The sequence below is a fragment of the Capnocytophaga sp. G1920 genome (genome assembly GCF_051417515.1).
This window is the reverse complement of the sequence record NZ_JBPRKH010000002.1, coordinates 49317-71026: the sequence shown is the minus strand read 5'-3', so window position 1 is coordinate 71026 and position 21710 is coordinate 49317. Positions and strand designations below refer to the sequence as shown.

Sequence of the window (21710 nt, the reverse complement as noted above, 5' to 3'; positions counted from 1 at the left end):
GTATTTTTAAATTGCACAAAAGAATAATATTATGAAAACAGCTATAGAATTTAAAGAAACACAATTTTCTTATATATTACTGTCTATTTTAGCCCTTTTTATAGGGATTATAGCTTTTTCGGGCTATCAAAGCAAAGGAGGTTGGGTAATAATTCTATTATTAGTGGCTATTTTAGTAGCTGTATTCTATAAACTCACTACTGTAATAGATGATTATGGTATTGTAGCTTCATTTGGTATCGATTTTTTGAGTAGACGAATGAATTTTCAAGAAATGGACGTCTCTACTATTCAACTCATTGATATTCCTTGGTATTATGGCATTGGGATACGGTATACTTCGGCAGGTATCATCTATAATACGAAACATAATAAGGCAATCAAGATATTGTCTAAGGACAGAAAGAAGGTGTTTTTGGTAGGAACTGACCATTATGAGGAAATAAAGTCGATACTTCTGCAAAAGAACAACTAAAAGCCTCTCTGAAAGGTATATAAATGGAATTAGTAAAAGCAAAAAAGCATTTAGGACAACATTTTTTAAAAGATTTAAACATTGCACAGAAAATAGCTGATACATTATCGCTAAAAAACTATAAAAAAGTAGTAGAAATAGGAGCTGGAATGGGCGTGCTTACTCAGTTTTTGCTCAAAAAAGACGTTGATGTGCACATAGTGGAAATCGATAAGGAATCGGTAGCTTATTTGGAGGCAAATTATCCTGCATTAAGAGGAAAAATAATTGCCGATGACTTTTTGAAATATGATGTAGCGGGTTATTTATCCGAACCATTTGCTATTATAGGTAATTTTCCTTATAATATCTCTACTCAAATCGTTTTTAAACTACTTGAACTGCGAAAATATGTTCCTGAGTTTAGTGGAATGTTTCAGAAAGAGGTAGCCGAACGTATATGCGAGCACGAAGGCAGTAAAACGTATGGAATTTTATCAGTTTTAGTACAGGCTTTTTATGAAACGAGCTATTTATTCACAGTTTCGGAGAGTGTTTTTAATCCTCCGCCCAAAGTAAAGAGCGGTGTAATACGATTAGTACGGAAAGCTGACTTCCATTTAGATTGTGATGAAGGATTATTCTTTACCGTAGTGAAAACAGCTTTCAATCAACGGCGAAAAACCCTTCGCAACAGCCTAAAACCACTACTTACAGATGAGAATTTAAAGCAAGACCCTATATTTGATAAGCGTCCTGAGCAATTGCCTTGGCAAGAGTTTGTTTTTATTACTAAAAAAATCAGTAATCAAGTTTGATAGCTAACGATTTGACGTCTTAAAACTATGACAACTTTTAAAATAACAGATGAACTCATTGAGAAAATCCATAAACTCATTGAGGAAAAACAAAATAAAGAACTTACAACCCTCTTAAATGATTTACACTATGCCGATATAGCTGAAATCATTCACGAATTGGATATTGAAGAGGGGGTATACATCATTCGTTTAATTGATGCTGAGAAAACATCAGATGTACTCACAGAATTAGACGATGATTACCGTGAGAATATCTTAAAAAACCTTTCTGCAAAAGAAATTGCCGATGAAATCATCGAGTTGGACACCGATGATGCGGTGGATATCATCTCTGAATTGCCCGAAGATAGAAAAACAGAGGTTATTTCGCATATTACGGACGTAGAACACGCCAAAGACATCGTAGAATTACTTCGTTATAGCGAAGATACTGCGGGAGGACTAATGGCGAAGGAACTTGTAAAGGTAAATGAGAATTGGAATGTGCTAAAATGCGTAAAAGAAATGCGCGAACAGGCGGCTCACGTTACTCGTGTGCATTCTATTTATGTGGTAGATGATAATGATGTGCTTAAAGGACGACTTTCACTTAAAGATTTGCTTACTACTTCCACACGCTCAGAAGTGAAAGACATTTATATTCCAAAAGTAGACTACGTATACGTTACTGATACTGCCGAAGAGGTAGCTCACATAATGAGTAAGTATGACTTAGAGGCAATTCCTGTAGTTGATGAAATGAAACGTCTTGTGGGACGCATCACTATTGATGATGTGGTGGACGTGATAAAAGAAGAAGCTGAAAAAGACTATCAGTTGGCAGCAGGTATTACCAATGATGTGGAGGCAAGCGATAGTGTATGGAAACTTACCAAAGCACGTTTGCCTTGGTTACTTATTGGAATGTTCGGAGGATTAGGTGCAGCGAGTATTATCAATGGTTTTCAGGATACGATGATGATTTACCCTATATTATTGATATTTATTCCGCTTATTCAAGCTACTGCGGGAAATGTGGGAGTACAATCATCGGCGATAATAGTACAAGGATTAGCAAATAATTCTATCGACGGCGAACTTATCAAGCGGTTATTCAAAGAATTTCTATTAGGACTCATCAACGGAGGAACTATTGCAGGAATAGTGATATTAGTAAGCCATTTTGCTTTTCAAGCTGAGTATTTGGTAAGTATTACGGTAGCCATAGCACTCATTACAGTGATTGTAAATGCTGCTGTGATAGGTACTTTTATCCCGATACTTCTCCACAAGCGCGGTATTGACCCAGCGGTTGCTACGGGTCCGTTTATCACTACCAGCAACGATGTTTTAGGTATCTTGATTTACTTTTTTATCGCAAAAATGATATTAGGATTTTAAAACAACCTTCATTTGTTTTTCAGTATCCGCTTTTTGTTATTTTACAACACTTCCGCAACTACAAACGTGCTTCCACCAACAAAGATAAAGTCAGTGGGAAGCGCTTGTGCTTTAGCGGCATTTAAGGCTTCTGCTACTGAAGAATATCTCTCCCCTTGGAGTCCTTTTGTAGTGGCAATTTTCTTTAATGTATCTACATTAAGTCCTCTTGCAATAGCAGGACTGCAAAAATAATAGGTAGCTTCTTTTGGGAAAAGCTCTAAAACACTATTTACATCTTTTTCTTTTACAAAACCTACTACAATATGAAGATGTGTATAGGTTTGCTTTTTGAGTTGTTCCATCACATAAGTAAGTCCGCCCACATTATGTCCTGTATCACATACGATAGTAGGGTAGGAGCCAAGGGTTTGCCAACGACCTTTCAGATTTGTATTGTGCACTACGTGTAAAAGACCTTGTGCAATATTCTCCGGAGTAATATCCCACCCCTGGTGGATAAGCAATTCGGTAACAGCTATTACTCCTTTGATGTTTTTCTCTTGGTAGGCACCTTGAAGGTCGGTTGTAAGAGAAGTTTCTATGTGATTAGCAAAAATAATAGGAGCATTCATTTCTTTAGCTTTTGCTGTGAAGACGGGAGCAGTTTCCTCTTGATATTCACTGATTACTACAGGCACATTTCGTTTGATAATACCAGCTTTTTCAAAAGCTATTTTAGGTAAAGTATCTCCTAAAATATCAGTATGGTCTTTGGAGATATTGGTAATAAGAGAAACTTCGGGAATGATAATATTAGTGGAGTCAAAACGTCCTCCTAAACCTACTTCTATCACAGCGATATCTACTTTTTCATTCTCGAAATAGCTGAACGCCATTCCTACTGTCATTTCAAAGAATGAGAGGTGATATTCTTCCAAAAAGGGTCTGTTTTTAGCTATAAAACTTACCACATAGTCTTCAGGTATTTCCTTCCCATTAATTTTGATACGTTCGCGGAAGTCTTTGAGGTGTGGAGAGGTGTACAATCCTACCTTAAATCCTGCCTCTTGTAGGATAGAAGCGAGCATACTGCTGGAAGAACCCTTTCCGTTAGTGCCTGCAATATGCAAACTTTTGAATTTTGTTTGAGGGTTTCCTAACACCGAAGTAAAGGCGAGGATATTATCTAATTTGTTGTTCAAAGCGGTTTTACCTTGTGTTTGAAACATTGGTAAGCGGTTGAACATCCACGAAAGTGTTTCTTGATAATTCAATGTTAAAGATAATTTTAGTTGTTTTACAATCAAAAATGAGATAATCAGTTATACTATAACCATTATCTCATCTTGTTAATTATTAATTACCAATTATTAATTGATTTCTTATTCTCCGAGTTTAAAGTTGATAACAATAAAACCTACTTGACGTGCAGGAGCATTATCATCGGCGTTCCAGCGGTGCATAGTAGCTGTTTTTCGAGCAGCTTCCAGCAAACACTGAGCAGAGTTAGTAGTTCCTTTCACACCAGCAGTAGCTTTTACTACTTTACCACTACGGTCTACTTCTATTTGTACTACTACGCGTCCTTCCTCATTGCAATTTTGAGGTACTTTACCTTGTGAAGCAATAGTACGACCTTTCAATCCCCAACCTTTGCCAGTGCCATTACCACCTCCTGAGCCATAATAAGAATTAGCGTACTGACTACCATCTATCTGTCCCTGATAACCAGGTTGGTTGCCATCTCCTTGTCCTGAGGTACCACTACCACCTGCATTGGCAGCTCCCAATATATTTGATAACGCATCCGAAGTTTCCCGTGAAGGCTTAGGAGCGGGTTTTGGACTCTCTTTTGGAGTATCTTTTTTAGGTGTTTCTTTCTTTTTTTCTTTCTTTTTAGGTACTTCGGGTACAGAAACTTCTTCGTTGTTATCTTGAGCCAAAAGGTTTTCCTTTACTTCTTGTGAAGTACTCTGTTCTGGTTGTGTTTGAGGAGATGTTTTAGTTTCTTCCTGTTTAGCAGCACTTGGCGGAGGAGTGCGTTCGCCCATTCCTACCAAATCAACTCCATAAATAACCTCTACACCTTTTTCGGGTGGTGGGTCTAAGTACTTCATTCCTGCAAAAAACAGTATGAAGATTACTAAACACATCACAACCGTAGTGAGTGCTAAGGATTTACGTTTATGTTCTGTATCGAATAAATTCATATACCTTTCTATTTTGGACGAACAGCCAAAATCACCTTAAATTGGTTTTGGTTTGCCACATCCATCACTGTTACCGCATTTTCAATAGGTACACTTTCCTCTACACGCAAAATGATAGTAGGATTTTCTACTCCCTTGAGTGCTGATTTGAGCTCTGTATCGAGATTATCTACTGAAATAGGTTTCTTGTCAAGAAAATAGTTTAAATATTTATCAATGCTTACTGAAACGTTTTGTGTATTGGTGCTTTTACCTTTAGCTTTAGGCAATAACAAATCAAGTGCATTGGGGCTGTTGGCAGTAATCATAAAGAATATTAACAACAGAAACACAATGTCCGTCATAGACGACATACTGAACTCAGGACTTACCTTATTTCTACCTTTTAATTTCATAATTAGATCAGAGTAGTTTTTTAAGACCTATAGAGGTTCGTTTAACAAGTCTAAGAATTCAACAGCATTGGCTTCCATTAGGTGTACCACCTTATCAGTTTTTACTACTAAGTGGTTGTAGCCTACATAAGCAATAATTCCTACTATAAGCCCTGCTACGGTAGTTGCCATCGCGGTGTAGATACCACTTGCTAATGACCCCATCTCTGCCTGACCGCCTGCTGAAGCCATTTCGTGGAATGACATAATCATACCAACAACTGTACCTAAGAATCCAATCATAGGTCCTGCTCCTGCAATAGTAGCGAGAATAGCCGTATTCTTTTCAAGATTGTAGACCTCTAAAGTGCCTGCATTTTCAATAGCTTTATTAATATCTTCAAGAGGTTTACCTATACGAGAAACCCCTTTTTCAATAAGGCGTGCTACAGGAGTATTCGATTGTACACAAAGCATTTTAGCAGCATCTAAGCGTCCAGCTGAGATACAATCACGTATTTTATACATAAAAGTTTTATCCATTTTAGAAGCTGCCTTAATAGCAAAAAGGCGTTCAAAATAGAGGAAAAGAGCTACAGCGAGCATCACAAATAAAATACCAATAATAATGATACTGCCCATACCACCATCTAGAATCAGTTCCATTATAGAAAGGGTTTTCTCTTGTACTGCGATGGGAGCAGTCTCGGTTGCAGTAGTTGCAACGTCTACAGAAGTTTGTAATCCTAACATATTATTTTTGTTTTTCTGTTTAAAAATATCGCAAAAATAAGAAATAATTATCAATAGACAATTATTAATTAATAATTAACAATTTAGAAAATTATAAACACTTGATAATCATTTGTTATTAAAATGAATAATTAACAAAAAAAGCTACTCAGTATTGAGTAGCTTTTGTGGACTCTACTGGATTCGAACCAGTGACCCTCTGCTTGTAAGGCAGATGCTCTGAACCAGCTGAGCTAAGAATCCTTTTTAATTATGAAAACAACAATAAAATCCGAGTTTTGGTGGGTCCTACTGGATTCGAACCAGTGACCCTCTGCTTGTAAGGCAGATGCTCTGAACCAGCTGAGCTAAGAACCCCAAAATTACAATGATAAAAATTTTTTAATTTTAACCTAAGTGGGTCCTACTGGATTCGAACCAGTGACCCTCTGCTTGTAAGGCAGATGCTCTGAACCAGCTGAGCTAAGAACCCTTACGTTTAATTCGGGTGCAAAGGTACTACTTTTTTTTAACTCTCCAAATTTTTTGGTGAAAAAAAGTAGAAAAAGATTACAATGTAGTAAGCATCACCTCTTCAGCTCCTTTATGAAATGTATGTCCAGAGGTTTTTATAGCGTTGTAACTGATAGAGCGTGTGGGCTATGCGTTGGTTTTGGGGCAACTCTAAATTAGGATCGGCTTTCAGTAGATCGATAGCTTGAAAGCGTGCTGCTTTTAGTATATCTTGGTCTTTTACAAGGTCGGCTATTTTTAGAGCGAGCACTCCACTTTGTTGCTTACCCATTAGGTCACCAGGACCACGCAATTTTAGATCTACTTCAGCGATTTCAAAACCGTCGTTGGTGCGCACCATCGTTTCCATACGTGTACGAGTATCGTTACTCATTTTGTTACCTGTGAGTAATATACAATAACTCTGTTCACTGCCACGCCCTACACGTCCACGCAACTGGTGTAGTTGTGAAAGTCCAAAGCGCTCGGCACTCTCAATTACCATTACAGAGGCATTGGGAACATTTACCCCCACTTCTATCACGGTGGTAGCCACCATTATTTGTGTTTCATTACGTAGAAAGCGCTCCATTTCAGCATCTTTTTCAGCTGGTTTGAGTCTACCGTGTACCATAGAAACCTTATATTTTGGCAAAGGAAAGCTTGCCGTGATATAATCATAGCCTTCGGTAAGGTTCTTAAAATCTAACGCTTCCGATTCTTCTATAAGTGGATATACTACATAAGCTTGTCTTCCTTTATCTATCTCTTTTTTAATAAATTCATAAGTCTCTGCACGGTGGTTTTCAAACTGATGTAGAGTTTTAATAGGCTTACGCCCAGGGGGGAGCTCATCTATTATCGAAACATCTAAATCACCATATACACTCATCGCTAAAGTGCGTGGGATAGGGGTGGCGGTCATTACTAAAATATGAGGCGGAATAGTGTTTTTATGCCATAACTTCGAGCGCTGTTCTACCCCAAATCGGTGTTGCTCATCGATAATGGCGAGTCCTAAGTTTCTGAACTGTACTTTGTTTTCCAAAAGAGCGTGAGTGCCTATAAGGATAGAAAGCTCTCCAGACTGTAATTGTTCGTCTAACATTTTGCGTTCTTTAGTTTTAGACGAACCTGTGAGCAGTGCTACAGTTACTCCTGTTTCTTTTAGTAGTTCACTAATGTTTTGGTAATGCTGATTGGCGAGAATTTCGGTAGGTGCCATCAAGCAGGCCTGACAACCATTATCTACTGCTAAAAGCATCGTCATTAGGGCTACGATGGTTTTACCAGAGCCTACATCGCCTTGCAACAAGCGGTTCATTTGGGCATTTGAGCCCACATCGGCGCGTATTTCTTTCAATACTCGTTTTTGGGCATCGGTAAGCGGAAAAGGCAAATGATGGTTATAGAAGTTCATAAAAGCATCGCCTACATTCTTGAAAGGTTGTCCTTGGAACTTCTGTTTGTGCAGAAGATTCTTGCGTACCAACTGTACTTGTATGTAGAAAAGCTCTTCAAATTTGAGTCGTACAGAGGCTTTAGTAAGCAAAGTTTGATTTGTAGGGAAGTGGATATTGCGCATTGCCTCCTGCTTGGAGATGAGGTTCATTGAAGTGAGTATGTTATCCGGTAAATTCTCAGCAAAGCTATTGCCTATTTCTTCAAAAACCGTTTGTACTAATTGGCGCATCACTCTATTGGTAATGTTGCGTTTAGCTAATTTTTCGGTGGAGGGATATACGGGCTGAATACTGCTGTGTCCTGCCTTCTTGAATTCGCTGAGCAAGTCCATTTCGGGGTGAGGCATAGAGAAAGTGCCTCCAAAGAAATTCAGTTTGCCAAAAATCACATAAGGTTCGTTGATTTTTAGGGATTCACGCAACCATTTGAGCCCTTTGAACCACACGAGCTCCATAGCGCCCGTATCGTCTACAAAGGTAGCAACAAGACGAGTACCTTTTTGGTGAGCCGACTCTACTGTGCGTAAGTTTACTATCTTGCCTACGAGTTGCACCTCGGCATTATTGTTCTGTAATTCGTTGATTTTGTAAAACTTGGTACGGTCGATATACCTGTTAGGGAACAAGTTTAGCAAATCTTGATACTCATAAATACCGAGCTCTGTTTTCAAAAGTTCAGCCCGCTGATTGCCCACGCCACGCAGATAGTTGATGGGAGTATGTAGGATATTCTCTGGAATCATAAGAGCAAAAGTAATAAAAAAATACAAACATCAAGCTCACATTATTTAATTCTTGTTTATAAAAATTACCTCAAATATCTTACTCCAATTCTTACCCGTGATGAAGAAAGTATTACGCCTAGCGTGATAAGCAATGCCATTAAGAACATCTAAGTCAGGAGTTTGTTCTACTTTTTCTTTTAATCCTCGTACATCTACAACGCCTTCTATAGCACCATTATTGGGGTTGATAATCATAATACCATCTTTTAGATAAGTATTAGCATATATTTTCCCGTCTACAAATTCTAATTCGTTAGCATTGGTAAAAATAGATTTATTAGTACATAGTTGTAAACTGTCTACTTCTTCAAAAGTGTTAGGATTGAGTATCCAAATCTTTTCTGAACCATCACTTTTGTAAAGTTTATCACTGCCGTTATGACAGAGCCCCCAACCTTCTTTACTTTTATGGTAAGAGAATGTTTTTAACAGTTTTAGCTGAGTATCATATACAAATCCTATATTTTCTCTCCAAGTGAGTTGGATAATTTTATCTCTAAAAACGGTAGATCCTTCACCAAAATACATTGCTTGTAAAGGTACATTTTTGTACATTTCGCCCGTAAAAGGATTCCATTTGCGTATGGAAGATTCTCGGTATTGCCCTGTGCTTTCTACTAAAGTATCACCTATAAATTCTAAACCTTGAGTATAAGCCTGTTTGTCGTGGGGATATTCATTTAGTATTTTATAAGTATACAATTTAGGAGCTTGTCCTGCTAAAAGTAAAATTTCTTTTCGTACTTTATAAACTTCTCCTTTATCAGTATATACAGTTACTTCTAAAGGCTGTTTACCTAACATTAGGTTTTCAAGTACTATGTTCTCATTAGTAACAACAAGCTCTTGGTGATGAAACTGATAGCTAATCTTTACTATTTTACCTTCAAACTTAGGATTCACAACTTTTATCTGTAAAGTTTCTCCTATGTGGTATTCCTTCTTTTTAGGATACAGTTCTATATTGAAAGCGTCTTGCTTAGGTGGATTTGCATTTTTGCAAGCTCCTATTAATAAGAAACTTAATATGCAAATTAACTGTTGTAATTTCATTCTATCGTTTACTTTGAAAAATATAAGTAATAGTTCCTGTTTGCTCTTTTTTGCCTGTTACAGCATTAAATCTGGCTCTGCTAGCATATAGTAATGAGTTTTCTATAAGGCAATCATCATTGGTAGTTGAATTCATTTTGTCAAGAGCTGTTCTAATAACTCTTCCTGCTTCATCAACTGTAATAATAATCACTACTTGCCCTTCTTTTTCACAAGTAAATACAGGGTTAGGTATATTTCCTGTCCTGCCAGATAAGGCATATTTTACTAAAGTATTCTTATTTACTTTATTATCAGATGAAATTTTAGTTGTTTTTTGAAGAGTATTATCGTCCGATATTACTAAGTTAGACGACATTTTATTATTACTCACCAATTCTTCTTTAGCACTTTCCATCTCTTGAGAAGCACGCTCTGCCATTATTTCGTCTAAAGTTTTAAAATTCTCAGTATGACGTAAGTCAGCATCGGCTTGATTATAAGCATTAGTAGTCAGTTTTGCATTCATAGTTTGAGAAAGATCAGGCGCTTCAGTTTGTTCCTCTAATTTTGGAGGTTCATAAGGTAAATCATCTGGAGTGAATGCCATTTCAATCATTATTTCTTTCTCTCTACTGCTAAGTTGTATCACCATAAGGGTTACTATCGTACCGAAAAGTATCAGTAAAGTAAGTATAATTGCCTTATCAGTATTTGAAAACATCGATAGAAAGTAGCGAAACTCATATTTGATTCCTGAGGTCTTTTTCTTCTTTTTTCGAGGAAAAATAGCTTCTATATTAAGGTCGGAAGTGTGTTGTTGTTTTTGTTGTTTATTAAGGCGTTCTCGCTCTCGCTCTTCATACACTTCATTAATAGACTTTTTCCTATTGTTTTGTGTGTTCAAAGTAGATTCTTTTCGAGCGAAATGGTCATTAAGAGTTGTTTTATTCTTATCGATAAATCGCTCGAATACAGTAGTGAGAATAATAGGTTTTGTTTGCATTTTTGGAATATGTATGTTTATAAATTCATCAGGCGTTAAGGCATCATTTACCGAAAAATCACCTATCTTAGTACGTCGCAATGCAGATAGATAGCCACCAGACCCTAAGGCTTTACCAAAGTCGTTTGCCAAGGAGCGTATGTAGGTGCCTTTGCTACATACCACCTCAAAGTGCAACTTAGGAAACAGACTTGCATCTATATTGAAACTGTGAATATAGATAGTGCGCTGAGGAACTTCTATTTCTTTCCCGTCGCGGGCAAATTCGTAGAGCCGTTTGCCTTCTTTCTTGATAGCTGAAAATACAGGAGGCGTTTGCACGAGTTCCCCTACAAACTGCATTCGCACTTGTTCTATCAGTTCAGGAGTGATATGGTCAGTAGGGTAGTGGGCATCTATTTCGGTTTCCTTATCGTAGGAAGGAGTCGTAGCCCCTACGGTGATAGTACCCGTATAAGTTTTTACAGCGTCTTGTATTTCGGTAATCTTCTTAGTAAATTTGCCCGTACAAATCACCAATAAACCAGAGGCAAGCGGGTCTAATGTTCCTGCGTGCCCTATCTTTATCTTCTTGAGCTTATAGTGTCTGAGTATTGCCCATTTGATTTTGTTCACTGCTTGAAACGACGACCATTGCAGGGGCTTATCGATAAGCAAGATACGACCTTCTGTAAGTTCTTCTGGAGTTATCATACTATTCACTTTTCACTTCCGTAGTATTTTTCCCCTATTCGTATTTTCTCTCTTCCGTTAGCTACTCGCCATTTGTTAGCATCGCGCAACGAGAAAGCACAACCGCAGTACTCTTGTTGGTAGAACTTCTCGTTTTTGCAGATTTCCATATTACAGGCAGCACCTCCGTTTTTGCGCCAATTGTAGTCCCAATAGGTAAGTCCCTCGTACTTATTGGCAGCATTTTTGCCTGCTTCATTCACTTGGTTGAGGTCTTTCCAACGCGAAATGCCCAATGAGGTTGCAATGGTATCGAAGCCGTTTTCGTAAGCATATAAAGCCGTACGCTCCATACGCAAATCAAAACACATCGCACAGCGACTGCCCCGTTCTGGTTCAAATTCCATACCTTTAGCACGCGTATACCACTTATCGGTGTCGTATTCGGCATCTACAATAGGTACGCCACACTTTTTGGCAAAGCGAATATTTTCCTCTTTGCGAATTTCATATTCTTTTTGAGGGTGAATATTAGGGTTGTAAAAAAATATAGTAAAGTCTATCCCCGACCCCTGAATAGATAGTATAATTGAACCTGAACAAGGTGCACAACAAGTGTGTAACAAGAGCTTTTTGCCATTATTGGGTAATACGAGATTCTTGTGGACTAATTCCATAGTATTTTTATTGTTTCCTTATTAGAGGGCAAAAATACAAAGAAATAGTAATATATCAAGACTCTGGTGGGTACATTTGTTTGAGAGCATTCACATATACCTCTGCACCTTTACGTTTAAAGCCTTCATTTTCATAGAGCTTAATAGCAGCTTCGTTAGTAGGCGAGGTAAAGAGCAATATTTCTCCTAAGCCCAATTCTTTGCCTTTGGCGATAAGAAGTTGAATGAGCTGAGTGCCTATTTTTTTACCACGTGCCATCTCGTCTACCACCACATCTTCTATCCAACCTTTATAGCCCGAAATCACTCTGTAGATAGCCATAGAAGCCATTCCGTGTAGGCGACCGTCTTCTATATAACCTACTACATAAGGTGCTTTAGTTTTGTCTTGAAAAAGGTCAGATAGTCGTTGTTGGTAGCGCCTGCTCAACAGTGAAAAAAGTCTGTGAGCGTCATCTTCAATGGTTGGTGTAATGTTGCTTTTATTTAAAAATGTAATCATATTATTTAGTTGTTAGTCATTAGTTTACTAGTTTTTAATCACCATATTCTGCCAAAGTTTTAAACTTATACAAAGTTGATATACCTATTACTTCTCATTTCTCTTGTTCCTTTTCATTACTACTCATTTACCACTTATCATTTACCATTAAGCATTAATTTCATCTTCTGTTGTAATTCCTCAGCTTTTTCACTTGCTACTTTGGCAAAGTCTTCGTCCTTAGAAGCGTAAATAATGCCTCTTGACGAGTTGATAAGCAGTCCGTAGTGGTCGTTCAAACCATACTTACATACCTCTTCCAAGCTGCCTCCTTGTGCCCCTACTCCAGGTACTAATAGAAAATGTTTAGGGATAATTTTGCGTATTTCCTTTAAGTATTCCGCCTTGGTTGCGCCTACTACGTATATCAGGTTTTGGCTGTTTTGCCAAGTGAGTGAGGTGCGTAATACCTTTTTGTACAGCTCTTCATTGTTGAGTTTTTGCGTTTGGAAGTCGAAAGCCCCTTCATTAGAAGTTAGAGCTAAGAGAATGGTGTGTTTGTTCTCAAAAGCTAAAAAAGGCTCTACCGAATCCCTTCCCATATAGGGGGCTACTGTCACGCTATCGAATTGCATATCTTCAAAGAAAGCTTTGGCATACATACTTGAAGTGTTGCCTATATCCCCACGTTTGGCATCGGCAATAGTGAAAATCTCGGGGTGGTGACGGTTTAGGTAGTCAATCGTCTTTTTTAAGGCGCGCCAACCTTTTTCGCCGTGTGCTTCGTAGAAAGCTGTATTGGGTTTGTAGGCTACCGCAAAAGCGTGGGTAGCCTCTATAATCGCCTTGTTGAACGCAAAGAGCGGGTCTTCCTCTTCAAGCAAGTGAGGAGGAATTTTAGTCATATCGGTATCCAAGCCCACACATAACAGCGATTGTTTAGCTTCGATTTGCTGTATGAGTTGCTTAGTAGTCATTTTCTTCTATACGGGCGATTTCTCGTTCGTAGAAAGCGATAGCTTCTTCTATAAGGTTCTCGCTTTCAGCCTCTAACTCTTTGGTGTCTTCTTCGTCAAACTCTTCCAGCCATTCTACTTCGTCGTTGTCTAAGTTCAGCACGAAGCGCGGATACTCTAAATGCACCACGAACATAGCGTCGGGCATATCGGTGTTGTCACCTAAAATAAATTTTGGGAAGTTACTCATTTCAATTCTTTTATTAGTTCAATAGCTTTAGCTACCCCTGTTGAAGCAACGTCTTTAATTACAGTGATTTTATCTTTACTACTGATGCTTGGACGTGGGTCTATATAATATATAGGTGTATCTTTCTTGGCACAGTTCATCAATCCAGCAGCGGGGTACACTTGTAATGAAGTACCTACAATAACCACTATATCGGCAGTTTCTACCTCTTCGGCAGCCTTTACAATCATTGGTACATCTTCGCCAAACCACACAATGTGAGGTCGTAATTGCGCTCCACTGGGGCTCAGGTCGCCCACTTTGATGTCGTCAGTACAGTCGTAGAGCGTATAGGGGTCATCTACTCCTCTCATTTTTAGCAGTTCGCCGTGTAAGTGAATAATGTGATGGCTACCCGCACGTTCGTGCAAGTCATCTACATTTTGAGTGATAATTACCACGTCGTACTCTTTTTCCAACTCGGCTAATAATAAGTGAGCGGGGTTAGGTTGCACATTTTTCACCTGTTTGCGCAAGCCGTTGTAGAAGTTCAATACAAGTTCAGGGTCTTTCTCAAAACCATAAGGTGTTGCCACTTGTTCTATATCGTGACCTTCCCACAAGCCATTGGCATCTCGGAAAGTTTTTACACCACTTTCAGCACTAATCCCTGCCCCTGTGAGGACTACTATTTTCTTCTTTTTCATATTGGTAATGTTAGTTATGGTCTTGTCAGAGAATTAATTTGCGCTTTCGTGCGCTTTGCACCTTGCCAAAGTTTCTAATTGCCTATCGTGCTACGACTTGCCTGTTGGGCTACGACTTTTAGCAAAGTAGAAGTCTACCAATTCCCTTCTTCTTATCTCTACTTTAGCATCAACTTAACTTCACTTTTCCTTCGTTCATTGTTCGTCTTTTGTTCGTCTTTTGTTCGTCTTTTGTTCGTCTTTCCTATAAGCTTTCTATAAGCTTCTCCCAAATTAACCATTAATCGTTAACCATTAATCATTAAATAAGGTTTCTATGCTAATTAACTCATCTACTAATAAATAAAAAAAGTCCCTTTCAACTGAAAGGGACTTTTTTACTGCAATTACTTTTTGTTTACTGCTTCAGATAATTCAGCCCCTGCTTTGAATTTTACAACTTTCTTAGCAGGCACTTTAATTACTGCACCAGTACGAGGGTTGCGAGCCTCTCTGGCTTCTTTTTTAGCAACTGACCAAGAACCGAATCCTACGACAGCTACTTTGTCACCTTTTTTTAGAGCCTTTTCAACACTTGAAAAGAACGCTTCAACAGCTTTTTTAGAGTCGGTTTTTGTAAGTCCAGACCCTGCTGCAATTGCATCAATTAATTCTGATTTGTTCATATGATAACTTATAAATACAGTTAATAAGGACAAAGGTAGTAATATATTTCATCATAGCAAGTATAAAACAAGAAAAAATGCGATTTTTAGTAAAAAATTAACATTTTAGGTGCTTTTTTAGCGCTTTTTTTTGGCTCGTTAAACCTTTTTTTCTACTTTTGCACTCTCAAAATAAAGTTAAGAAAGTTCTTACAAATTATGCTTACAAGACGACATATTAGGGCAAAAGTAATGCAATCAATTTATGCAATGCGTCAGAGCCAAAGTCAGGATTTAGACAAAGAATTGAAGTTCTTGCAAAACAGTGCTGATGAAATGCGACACCTATATTTATTAATATTATCACTTTTCATTGAACTGCATTCTTTGGCAACTCATCAACACAAAGTAGCTCAGAAAAAATATTTGGCTACTACTGAAGAAAGAACAGTACATCAAAAATTCTCTGAAAACCTTTTGCTCTTAGCCATCGTTCATAATACATTATTACAAGAAGCCATTGCTGATGCACGTATAAATCATTGGGAAATACACGAAGAGTATGTGCGTACTATATATAAAAGCATTATAGAAAGTGAGTTTTATAAGAAATACAGCAAACAAAAGAGCAGTTTTGAAGCTGATAAATCTTTTTTAATGACTATTTTTGAAGAAATTATAGCTCCCGATGAGACAATATATGAATATATTGAAGATTATAATCTCACTTGGGTAGATGATTATCCCATTGTAAATACCTATATAAGTAGGTTATTTAGAGAAGTGCTCCCCACCTCACCTGATAAATATTTTGTTCCTTCACTTTATAAAGATGAAGAAGAAAAAGATTTTCTTACAGGGTTACTAAAAAAAGTAGTGCTCAATGATAGTAAGTGGGAGAATGAAATTATTAGTAGAATGACAGGTTGGGAGAAAGATCGTGTGGCTGTAATAGATAGTATATTGTTAAAAATGGCTGTTTGTGAAATGCTTAGTTTCCCTAGTATTCCAGTGAAAGTAACACTTAATGAATATTTAGAACTTGCCAAGGAATATTCTACTACTAAAAGTAGTGCGTTTATTAATGGTGTAATGAAAAATGTACATAAAGAACTCGAAGAAAAACAACAAATTAAAAAGATAGGAAGAGGACTTTTATAATTGAAAACCAAAAGCTAAAAGTTCCTAATTACAATTTTCTAAAATAACTAAAAACTAATAATTAAATTAATAAATATGCAACAATTGATGAACAGTGGTTTACTACCTCTTATATTGATAATCCTAGTATTCTACTTTTTTATGATTCGTCCGCAAGTAAGACGACAAAAACAAGAAAAAAACTTTATTGAAGGAATGAAAAGAGGCGATAAAGTAATTACTAAAAGTGGTATGCACGGACGTATTGTAGAACTTACGGATAATACTTGTGTCTTAGAAACACTTTCAGGAAAAATCAAATTTGAACGTTCTGCTATTTCTATGGAACTGTCAGCTAAATTAAAAGACGATAAGAAAGAAATTCAAGACAAGAAAGAATCGTAGTCATAGAAAGAACCAAAAATGAGAGCGTATCTATTGCAATAGATACGCTCTCATTTTTATTGTGATATTTGCAAAATTCTAATTCGTAGAAAATAATTTTGCAAAGAAACTCTTGCGTTGCATCATAGTTTCTTCTTCGTGATGTTCTTCACTAAATATATCATCAGAAATTTCATAGTCTCCAATGTTAGTATCAGTGTGAGGCATATTAGGGATAGGATCAAAGTGAATTTCTCGCTTGCTTTCGTCCATAATATCCATAATATATTCAATATATGATTTGCCTTGTTTTTCTAAAAAGCCCTTAAAATAACGATTACTGAGCTCCATATCTCCTATTTTTTCAAGTTTAAGGAGCGTTTGATATAAAGGCTCAATATGCTCTGTAATTACATACTTAGGTACTGAATGCTGACGCGCCATAATAGTAACAACATCCCCAATAATATTCCTGCCGACTTCAAAATCGGTAATTACCCAATAATACTTACCCGATTTAGCTAAGTTTTTAATAATAGCGTGAAAGTTTCTCCCCGCCAAAATATTATCCCAAGTAATCTTGAATATGATCTTAGGCATATCGGGGTGACGAATAATGTTATGTGGTTTCCCTAATAATTCAACTGCAGAATAACCACAAACATCTATAAATGTTTGGTTTACGTCAGTAATAGTACCCAACTTATCAGTAGTACTGATAATAGTTTTGGTTTTATCCCACACTACTTCTTCATCAATAGGTATAGGTCTAGTAATTAGTTCTGACATAAGATTTCCTTTTATACTTAACGCTACAAAACTACAAAAGTTATCTGAAAGAACAAAATATTTTAGATAAAATCGTATTACTATTTTGTTTTAAATATAACAATTCTTTTTAACACGTTGATTTGTAGTAATTAACAGATATATTTCTACTCTTCTATATCTTCTTATTTTTAGTAGTTTTTGCACTTCTATACATTTAATTTGTATTATTTTAGCAATTCAAGTAATATAAAAGTATGACCGTATGTTAAAAAAATATCCTAAGAGACTGATTTTGCTATATTGTTGAAAACATTGTTAATAACTTATTTTGGATAGAGAGTGAAATTAGAATATAAAGCTGTTACTTTGCACCCCGAAAATAAAAAGTTATGAACGAAGAAAAAGACATTTGGTGGCTCAACGAAGAGTCTGAACAAATCCTCAATAGAGGTTATTTATTAAAAGGAGAAAGCGTAGAAGGTGCGATAGACCGCATTACAAGTGCTGCTGCACATAGACTTTATAAACCCGAATTACAGCCCGCTTTTAAAGAAATGATTACTAAAGGGTGGATTAGTTTCTCATCTCCTATTTGGGCAAATATGGGTACTGAAAGAGGTTTGCCTATTTCTTGTTTCAATGTGCACGTACCTGATAGCATCGAGGGGATTACTCATAAACTTGGAGAGGTGATTATGCAAACCAAAATAGGGGGAGGCACTTCTGGTTATTTTGGCGAATTGCGTAGTCGCGGTTCTGCAGTTACCGATAATGGTAAATCAAGTGGGGCGGTTAGTTTTATGAAGTTGTTCGATTCAGCTATGGACGTTGTATCACAAGGAGGAGTAAGGCGCGGTGCTTTTGCTGCTTATTTAGATATAGACCATCCCGATGCCGAAGAGTTTCTACAAATTAAAGATGTAGAATTTCCTATTCAGAATCTTTTCTTTGGTATTTGTGTACCTGATTATTGGATGCAAGAAATGATAGATGGTGATGTAGAAAAACGTCGCCTATGGGCTCGTGTCTTGGAGTCTCGCCAGCAAAAAGGGTTACCTTACATTATCTTTACGGATAATGCCAATCGTAATCGCCCTCAAGTGTATAAAGATAAAGATATGCTCATTCGTTCAAGTAACTTGTGCAGTGAGATTATGTTACCTTCTAGTGAAGATGAATCGTTTATTTGCTGTCTTTCTTCTATGAACTTAGAGCTCTTTGATGAGTGGAAAGATACCAAAGCAGTAAAGTTAGCGGTATTCTTTTTAGATGCGGTACTTTCAGAGTTTATAGAAAAAACAAAGGGTAATTACTATTTACAGGCAGCTCGCAATTTTGCTATTCGTCACCGTGCTTTAGGTTTGGGTGTGTTAGGATATCATTCTTACTTGCAACGTAATATGATACCTTTTGAGAGCTTTGAGGCAACTCAGTTCAATGCCCGCGCTTTTAGATACATTCGTGAAGAAGCTGATAAGGCAACTAAAGAGTTAGCTCATATTTATGGAGAACCAGAAATTTTAAAAGGATATGGTAGACGAAATACTACCACTATGGCAATCGCTCCTACCACTTCTAGCTCGGCTATTTTAGGACAGGTATCACCAGGTATCGAGCCTTATTCGAGTAATTACTATAAAGTAGGGCTTTCTAAAGGGAACTTTATGCGCAAAAATAAGTATCTCACTCAACTTTTGGAGGAAAAAGGTCTTAATAATGAAGAGGTATGGCGTTCTATTCGTTTGAATAATGGCTCTGTACAACACTTGCAAGAGTTATCTCAATTAGAGAAGAATGTGTTTAAAACTTTTAAAGAGATTTCACCGATGGAAATTATATCACAAGCGGCACAGCGTCAAGCGTACATTGACCAAACGCAGAGTTTGAACTTAAATATTCCTTCAGCAATGCCTATCCGAGATGTGAATAAAGTGCTTATTGAGGCTTGGAAATTAGGAGTTAAAAGTTTGTACTATCAGCGCAGTCAATCAGTAGCAAAAGAAATGATGATGAATTTTGTAAACTGTAGTAGTTGCGAAGCTTAATACATTTGATTATAAAGCCTTAGAGATTAAATAACATATTGTATAATATAAAATAAGTCCGATATTTATATCGGACTTATTTTGTTTTCCATATTATTCTTCTTTACGCGGTGCGTTCAAATTCTTTAAGTACATCTACTAATACTTGTACACTTTCTAAAGGCAAAGCGTTGTAGATAGAAGCGCGATAACCTCCCACACTGCGGTGTCCTTTTATTCCACTGATATTGGCTTCTTTACACAAAGCGTCAAAGCGTTCTTTGGTGCTTTCATCGGTGAGGTTGAACACTACATTCATTAGGGAGCGGTCTTCTTTGTTGGCATATCCTACTACTAACGAATTGCGGTCGATTTCTCCGTAAAGCAAATCGGCTTTAGCTCGGTTGCGTTTACCTAAGGCTTGTAATCCACCTTGTGCTTGTATCCATTCGAGTACTAATAGGTTTACATATACTGCAAAAGTAGAAGGTGTATTGAACATACTATCGTTTTTAATATGCAACTGATAGTCCATCATCGAAGGCAGTTTCCTACTTACCTTGCCCAATAAATCCTTCTTCACAATCACTAAGGTAGAGCCTGAAGCTCCTAAATTCTTCTGTGAACCCGCATAAATCAAACTAAACTGCTTGTAATCTAACGGACGTGAGAAAATATCAGAACTCATATCGGCTACCAAAGGGACGCTCGTTTGAGGTAAACTGTGGTACTCGGTACCGTAAATCGTATTATTGGTAGTGATGTGCAGATAATCGATATCAGTAGGGACAGTCACATTTTTTGGAATATACTTATACCCATCGGCTTTAGAGGAGGCTATCACTTCAGCATTACCAAAGAGAGCAGCTTCCTTTTGTGCTTTGTTAGCCCAAGTACCTGTATCTATATAAGCAGCTTTGGTTTCGAGGAGGTTGTATGGCACCATCAAAAATTGCATACTAGCTCCTCCTTGCAAGAAGAGTGTAGTGTACGAATCGTCCAATCCAGCGATTTCCAATGCCAATGCACGGGCGCGTTCTATCACACGTACAAACTCTGGACTGCGGTGAGATATTTCTACCACCGATAAGCCAGTGCCCTCAAAGTCAAGCAAGGCTTCTGAGGCTTTTTGGAATACCTCAGGAGCTAAGATAGAGGGACCTGCGCTAAAATTATGCTTTTTCATTTTCCTTATGCTCTGTTTTATATTTTACGATAAAATCTTCTACTTGGCGTTTCAAGATACGCCATAACTTATCTTGTGCGTATTCGCTCGCCCAAGCCACGTGAGGAGTGTAAATCACACGAGGGTGGTTGGCTATTTTTAGTAGAGGGTCGTTAGCCATTGGTGGTTCTTCTTCAAACACATCGGTAGCAAAGCCCATAATGCGGTTACTTTCAATGGCTTCGTATACTGCTTGAGGATCGACTACTGCCCCACGAGCCATATTGATAAGCAATGGTTTTTTACGCAATTTAGAGATGAATTCTTCATCTACTAAATGCTTAGTCTCAGGAGTAAGCGGACAGTTAAGCGAGATGATATCACTCTGTGCCAATACCTTGTCGAACTCAGTATAGTCTTTACTGCGTGGGGCTTTCCCTTGGCGTTCAGCCCACAGTACTTTCATTCCAAAGACTTCAGCTACTTTACTAATGGCTTTCCCTATGTTGCCTACTCCTATAATTCCTAAGGTTTTGCCGTGCAATTCAAACACCGGTGGCTCAGTAAGGCAAAAACGACCATCTTTTTCCCAAGTACCATCTTCTACACTTGTGTGATAGGTTTTTAGGGCACGCATAGCCGATAGTAACAACAAGAAGAAGTGTTCTGTAACACTTTCAGTAGAGTAACCCGCTACGTTTTTCACTTCTATACCCAAGGCTTTCGCAGCCTCTTTATCAATATTATCCATACCCGTAGCAGTAAGGTGAATGAGCTTAAGGTTAGGCAATTGCCTAAGGATACTCTCATCGAGTTTCACCTTGTTCACGATAGCTATATCAGCAGGTTTGAGACGTTGAACAATTTCATCGGGAGCTGTTTTTTGGAAGGCTACCCATTGGGCTATCCCTTTTGGGATATCTACATCTATGCGCTCAGAGAGCGTGTTGCGGTCTAAAAATACGGCTTTCATATAATATATTATTAATTCTTTTTTATCTACATAGTTAAGAGAGTAGGGGAGAGCCCTGCTCTTTTTGTTAGAGCGTATACCTTACATACTCTGCCCTCGCATACTTTATCCCTACGTAATGCGATGTAAAACAGA

General features: G+C 37.6%; 23 protein-coding genes and 3 tRNA genes. 6 read left to right on the top strand and 20 right to left on the bottom strand.

All coding sequences use genetic code 11. The features are described 5' to 3' along the window. Positions 1-31: 31 nt before the first annotated feature. From ACSQ7D_RS02250 to mgtE, 3 genes are read left to right on the top strand one after another with little or no spacing between them, the layout of a single operon-like run. Entirely contained in the window at positions 32-475 is a 444-nt protein-coding gene (locus ACSQ7D_RS02250) for a hypothetical protein (RefSeq protein WP_437135218.1), read from the top strand. A 23-nt stretch (positions 476-498) separates the two neighbouring features. Next, complete coding sequence (rsmA, locus tag ACSQ7D_RS02245; RefSeq protein ID WP_437135217.1) at positions 499-1272, top strand: 16S rRNA (adenine(1518)-N(6)/adenine(1519)-N(6))-dimethyltransferase RsmA; 774 nt, start codon at positions 499-501, stop codon at positions 1270-1272. Between the two features lie 27 nt (positions 1273-1299). Then, positions 1300-2655, top strand: a complete 1356-nt coding sequence (gene mgtE / locus ACSQ7D_RS02240) for a magnesium transporter (RefSeq protein ID WP_437135216.1) — start codon at positions 1300-1302, stop codon at positions 2653-2655. A gap of 41 nt (positions 2656-2696) precedes the next feature. Here the strand turns inward: mgtE and ACSQ7D_RS02235 are convergent, their stop codons facing one another. The 17 genes from ACSQ7D_RS02235 to ACSQ7D_RS02155 form a co-directional block, all read right to left on the bottom strand. Further along, positions 2697-3911 carry a bifunctional folylpolyglutamate synthase/dihydrofolate synthase gene (locus tag ACSQ7D_RS02235; RefSeq protein ID WP_437135215.1) on the bottom strand — a complete coding sequence of 405 codons (1215 nt, stop codon included), beginning with the start codon at positions 3909-3911 and terminating at the stop codon, positions 2697-2699. Positions 3912-4019: 108 nt separating this feature from the next. Then, on the bottom strand, positions 4020-4847 hold the full coding sequence (locus tag ACSQ7D_RS02230) for an energy transducer TonB (protein ID WP_308765874.1): 828 nt from the start codon (positions 4845-4847) through the stop codon (positions 4020-4022). 8 nt (positions 4848-4855) lie between these two features. Further along, entirely contained in the window at positions 4856-5242 is a 387-nt protein-coding gene (locus ACSQ7D_RS02225; RefSeq protein WP_437135214.1) for an ExbD/TolR family protein, read from the bottom strand. A gap of 27 nt (positions 5243-5269) precedes the next feature. Next, a complete protein-coding gene (locus ACSQ7D_RS02220) occupies positions 5270-5974 on the bottom strand; it encodes a MotA/TolQ/ExbB proton channel family protein (protein WP_308765873.1) in 705 nt (234 codons plus the stop codon). A gap of 168 nt (positions 5975-6142) precedes the next feature. Then, a tRNA-Val gene (locus ACSQ7D_RS02215) sits at positions 6143-6217 on the bottom strand. A 36-nt stretch (positions 6218-6253) separates the two neighbouring features. After that, positions 6254-6331 (bottom strand) — tRNA-Val (locus ACSQ7D_RS02210). A gap of 40 nt (positions 6332-6371) precedes the next feature. Further along, positions 6372-6446: transfer RNA gene (locus ACSQ7D_RS02205), tRNA-Val, on the bottom strand. 111 nt (positions 6447-6557) lie between these two features. Next, positions 6558-8672 carry an ATP-dependent DNA helicase RecG gene (gene recG, locus ACSQ7D_RS02200; protein ID WP_308765872.1) on the bottom strand — a complete coding sequence of 705 codons (2115 nt, stop codon included), beginning with the start codon at positions 8670-8672 and terminating at the stop codon, positions 6558-6560. Positions 8673-8717: 45 nt separating this feature from the next. Then, positions 8718-9767, bottom strand: coding sequence for a glutaminyl-peptide cyclotransferase (locus ACSQ7D_RS02195; protein WP_308765871.1), 1050 nt, complete (start codon positions 9765-9767; stop codon positions 8718-8720). Between the two features lies 1 nt (position 9768). Then, positions 9769-11445, bottom strand: a complete 1677-nt coding sequence (truB, locus tag ACSQ7D_RS02190; RefSeq protein ID WP_308765870.1) for a tRNA pseudouridine(55) synthase TruB — start codon at positions 11443-11445, stop codon at positions 9769-9771. A 5-nt stretch (positions 11446-11450) separates the two neighbouring features. Continuing rightward, complete coding sequence (locus ACSQ7D_RS02185) at positions 11451-12101, bottom strand: epoxyqueuosine reductase QueH (protein ID WP_308765869.1); 651 nt, start codon at positions 12099-12101, stop codon at positions 11451-11453. Positions 12102-12156: 55 nt separating this feature from the next. Further along, a complete protein-coding gene (locus tag ACSQ7D_RS02180; RefSeq protein WP_002672071.1) occupies positions 12157-12603 on the bottom strand; it encodes a GNAT family N-acetyltransferase in 447 nt (148 codons plus the stop codon). A gap of 137 nt (positions 12604-12740) precedes the next feature. Next, complete coding sequence (gene pyrF / locus ACSQ7D_RS02175) at positions 12741-13559, bottom strand: orotidine-5'-phosphate decarboxylase (protein WP_437135213.1); 819 nt, start codon at positions 13557-13559, stop codon at positions 12741-12743. Then, positions 13549-13788 carry a hypothetical protein gene (locus ACSQ7D_RS02170; protein WP_002672069.1) on the bottom strand — a complete coding sequence of 80 codons (240 nt, stop codon included), beginning with the start codon at positions 13786-13788 and terminating at the stop codon, positions 13549-13551. The genes pyrF and ACSQ7D_RS02170 overlap by 11 nt, the downstream gene beginning before the upstream one ends. Continuing rightward, positions 13785-14474: an SIR2 family NAD-dependent protein deacylase gene (locus tag ACSQ7D_RS02165; protein ID WP_437135212.1), complete on the bottom strand. Its 690-nt coding sequence runs from the start codon at positions 14472-14474 to the stop codon at positions 13785-13787. Before ACSQ7D_RS02165 ends, ACSQ7D_RS02170 begins: the two co-directional genes overlap by 4 nt. 158 nt (positions 14475-14632) lie before the next feature. Next, positions 14633-14755, bottom strand: coding sequence for a hypothetical protein (locus ACSQ7D_RS02160; RefSeq protein ID WP_437135211.1), 123 nt, complete (start codon positions 14753-14755; stop codon positions 14633-14635). A gap of 105 nt (positions 14756-14860) precedes the next feature. Next, the gene (locus tag ACSQ7D_RS02155) at positions 14861-15151 is read right to left on the bottom strand and encodes an HU family DNA-binding protein (RefSeq protein WP_255346883.1); all 291 of its coding nucleotides are present in this window, start codon (positions 15149-15151) and stop codon (positions 14861-14863) included. A 186-nt stretch (positions 15152-15337) separates the two neighbouring features. Here ACSQ7D_RS02155 and ACSQ7D_RS02150 point away from each other — a divergent pair, with 186 nt between their 5' ends. Further along, on the top strand, positions 15338-16279 hold the full coding sequence (locus ACSQ7D_RS02150) for a transcription antitermination protein NusB (RefSeq protein ID WP_437135210.1): 942 nt from the start codon (positions 15338-15340) through the stop codon (positions 16277-16279). Between the two features lie 75 nt (positions 16280-16354). Next, entirely contained in the window at positions 16355-16663 is a 309-nt protein-coding gene (gene yajC / locus ACSQ7D_RS02145) for a preprotein translocase subunit YajC (protein WP_437135209.1), read from the top strand. A gap of 78 nt (positions 16664-16741) precedes the next feature. Here yajC and ACSQ7D_RS02140 read toward each other — a convergent pair whose 3' ends face one another. Next, positions 16742-17431, bottom strand: coding sequence for a PAS domain-containing protein (locus ACSQ7D_RS02140; RefSeq protein WP_437135208.1), 690 nt, complete (start codon positions 17429-17431; stop codon positions 16742-16744). Positions 17432-17802: 371 nt separating this feature from the next. Here ACSQ7D_RS02140 and ACSQ7D_RS02135 point away from each other — a divergent pair, with 371 nt between their 5' ends. After that, a complete protein-coding gene (locus ACSQ7D_RS02135; RefSeq protein WP_002672050.1) occupies positions 17803-19458 on the top strand; it encodes a ribonucleoside-diphosphate reductase subunit alpha in 1656 nt (551 codons plus the stop codon). Positions 19459-19561: 103 nt separating this feature from the next. On the opposite strand, the gene serC is transcribed toward ACSQ7D_RS02135, so the two are convergent. Both serC and ACSQ7D_RS02125 read right to left on the bottom strand, forming a co-directional pair. After that, positions 19562-20623, bottom strand: coding sequence for a 3-phosphoserine/phosphohydroxythreonine transaminase (serC, locus tag ACSQ7D_RS02130; RefSeq protein ID WP_437135207.1), 1062 nt, complete (start codon positions 20621-20623; stop codon positions 19562-19564). Next, positions 20610-21575, bottom strand: a complete 966-nt coding sequence (locus tag ACSQ7D_RS02125) for a D-2-hydroxyacid dehydrogenase (RefSeq protein WP_437135206.1) — start codon at positions 21573-21575, stop codon at positions 20610-20612. The genes serC and ACSQ7D_RS02125 overlap by 14 nt, the downstream gene beginning before the upstream one ends. Positions 21576-21710 lie beyond the last annotated feature (135 nt).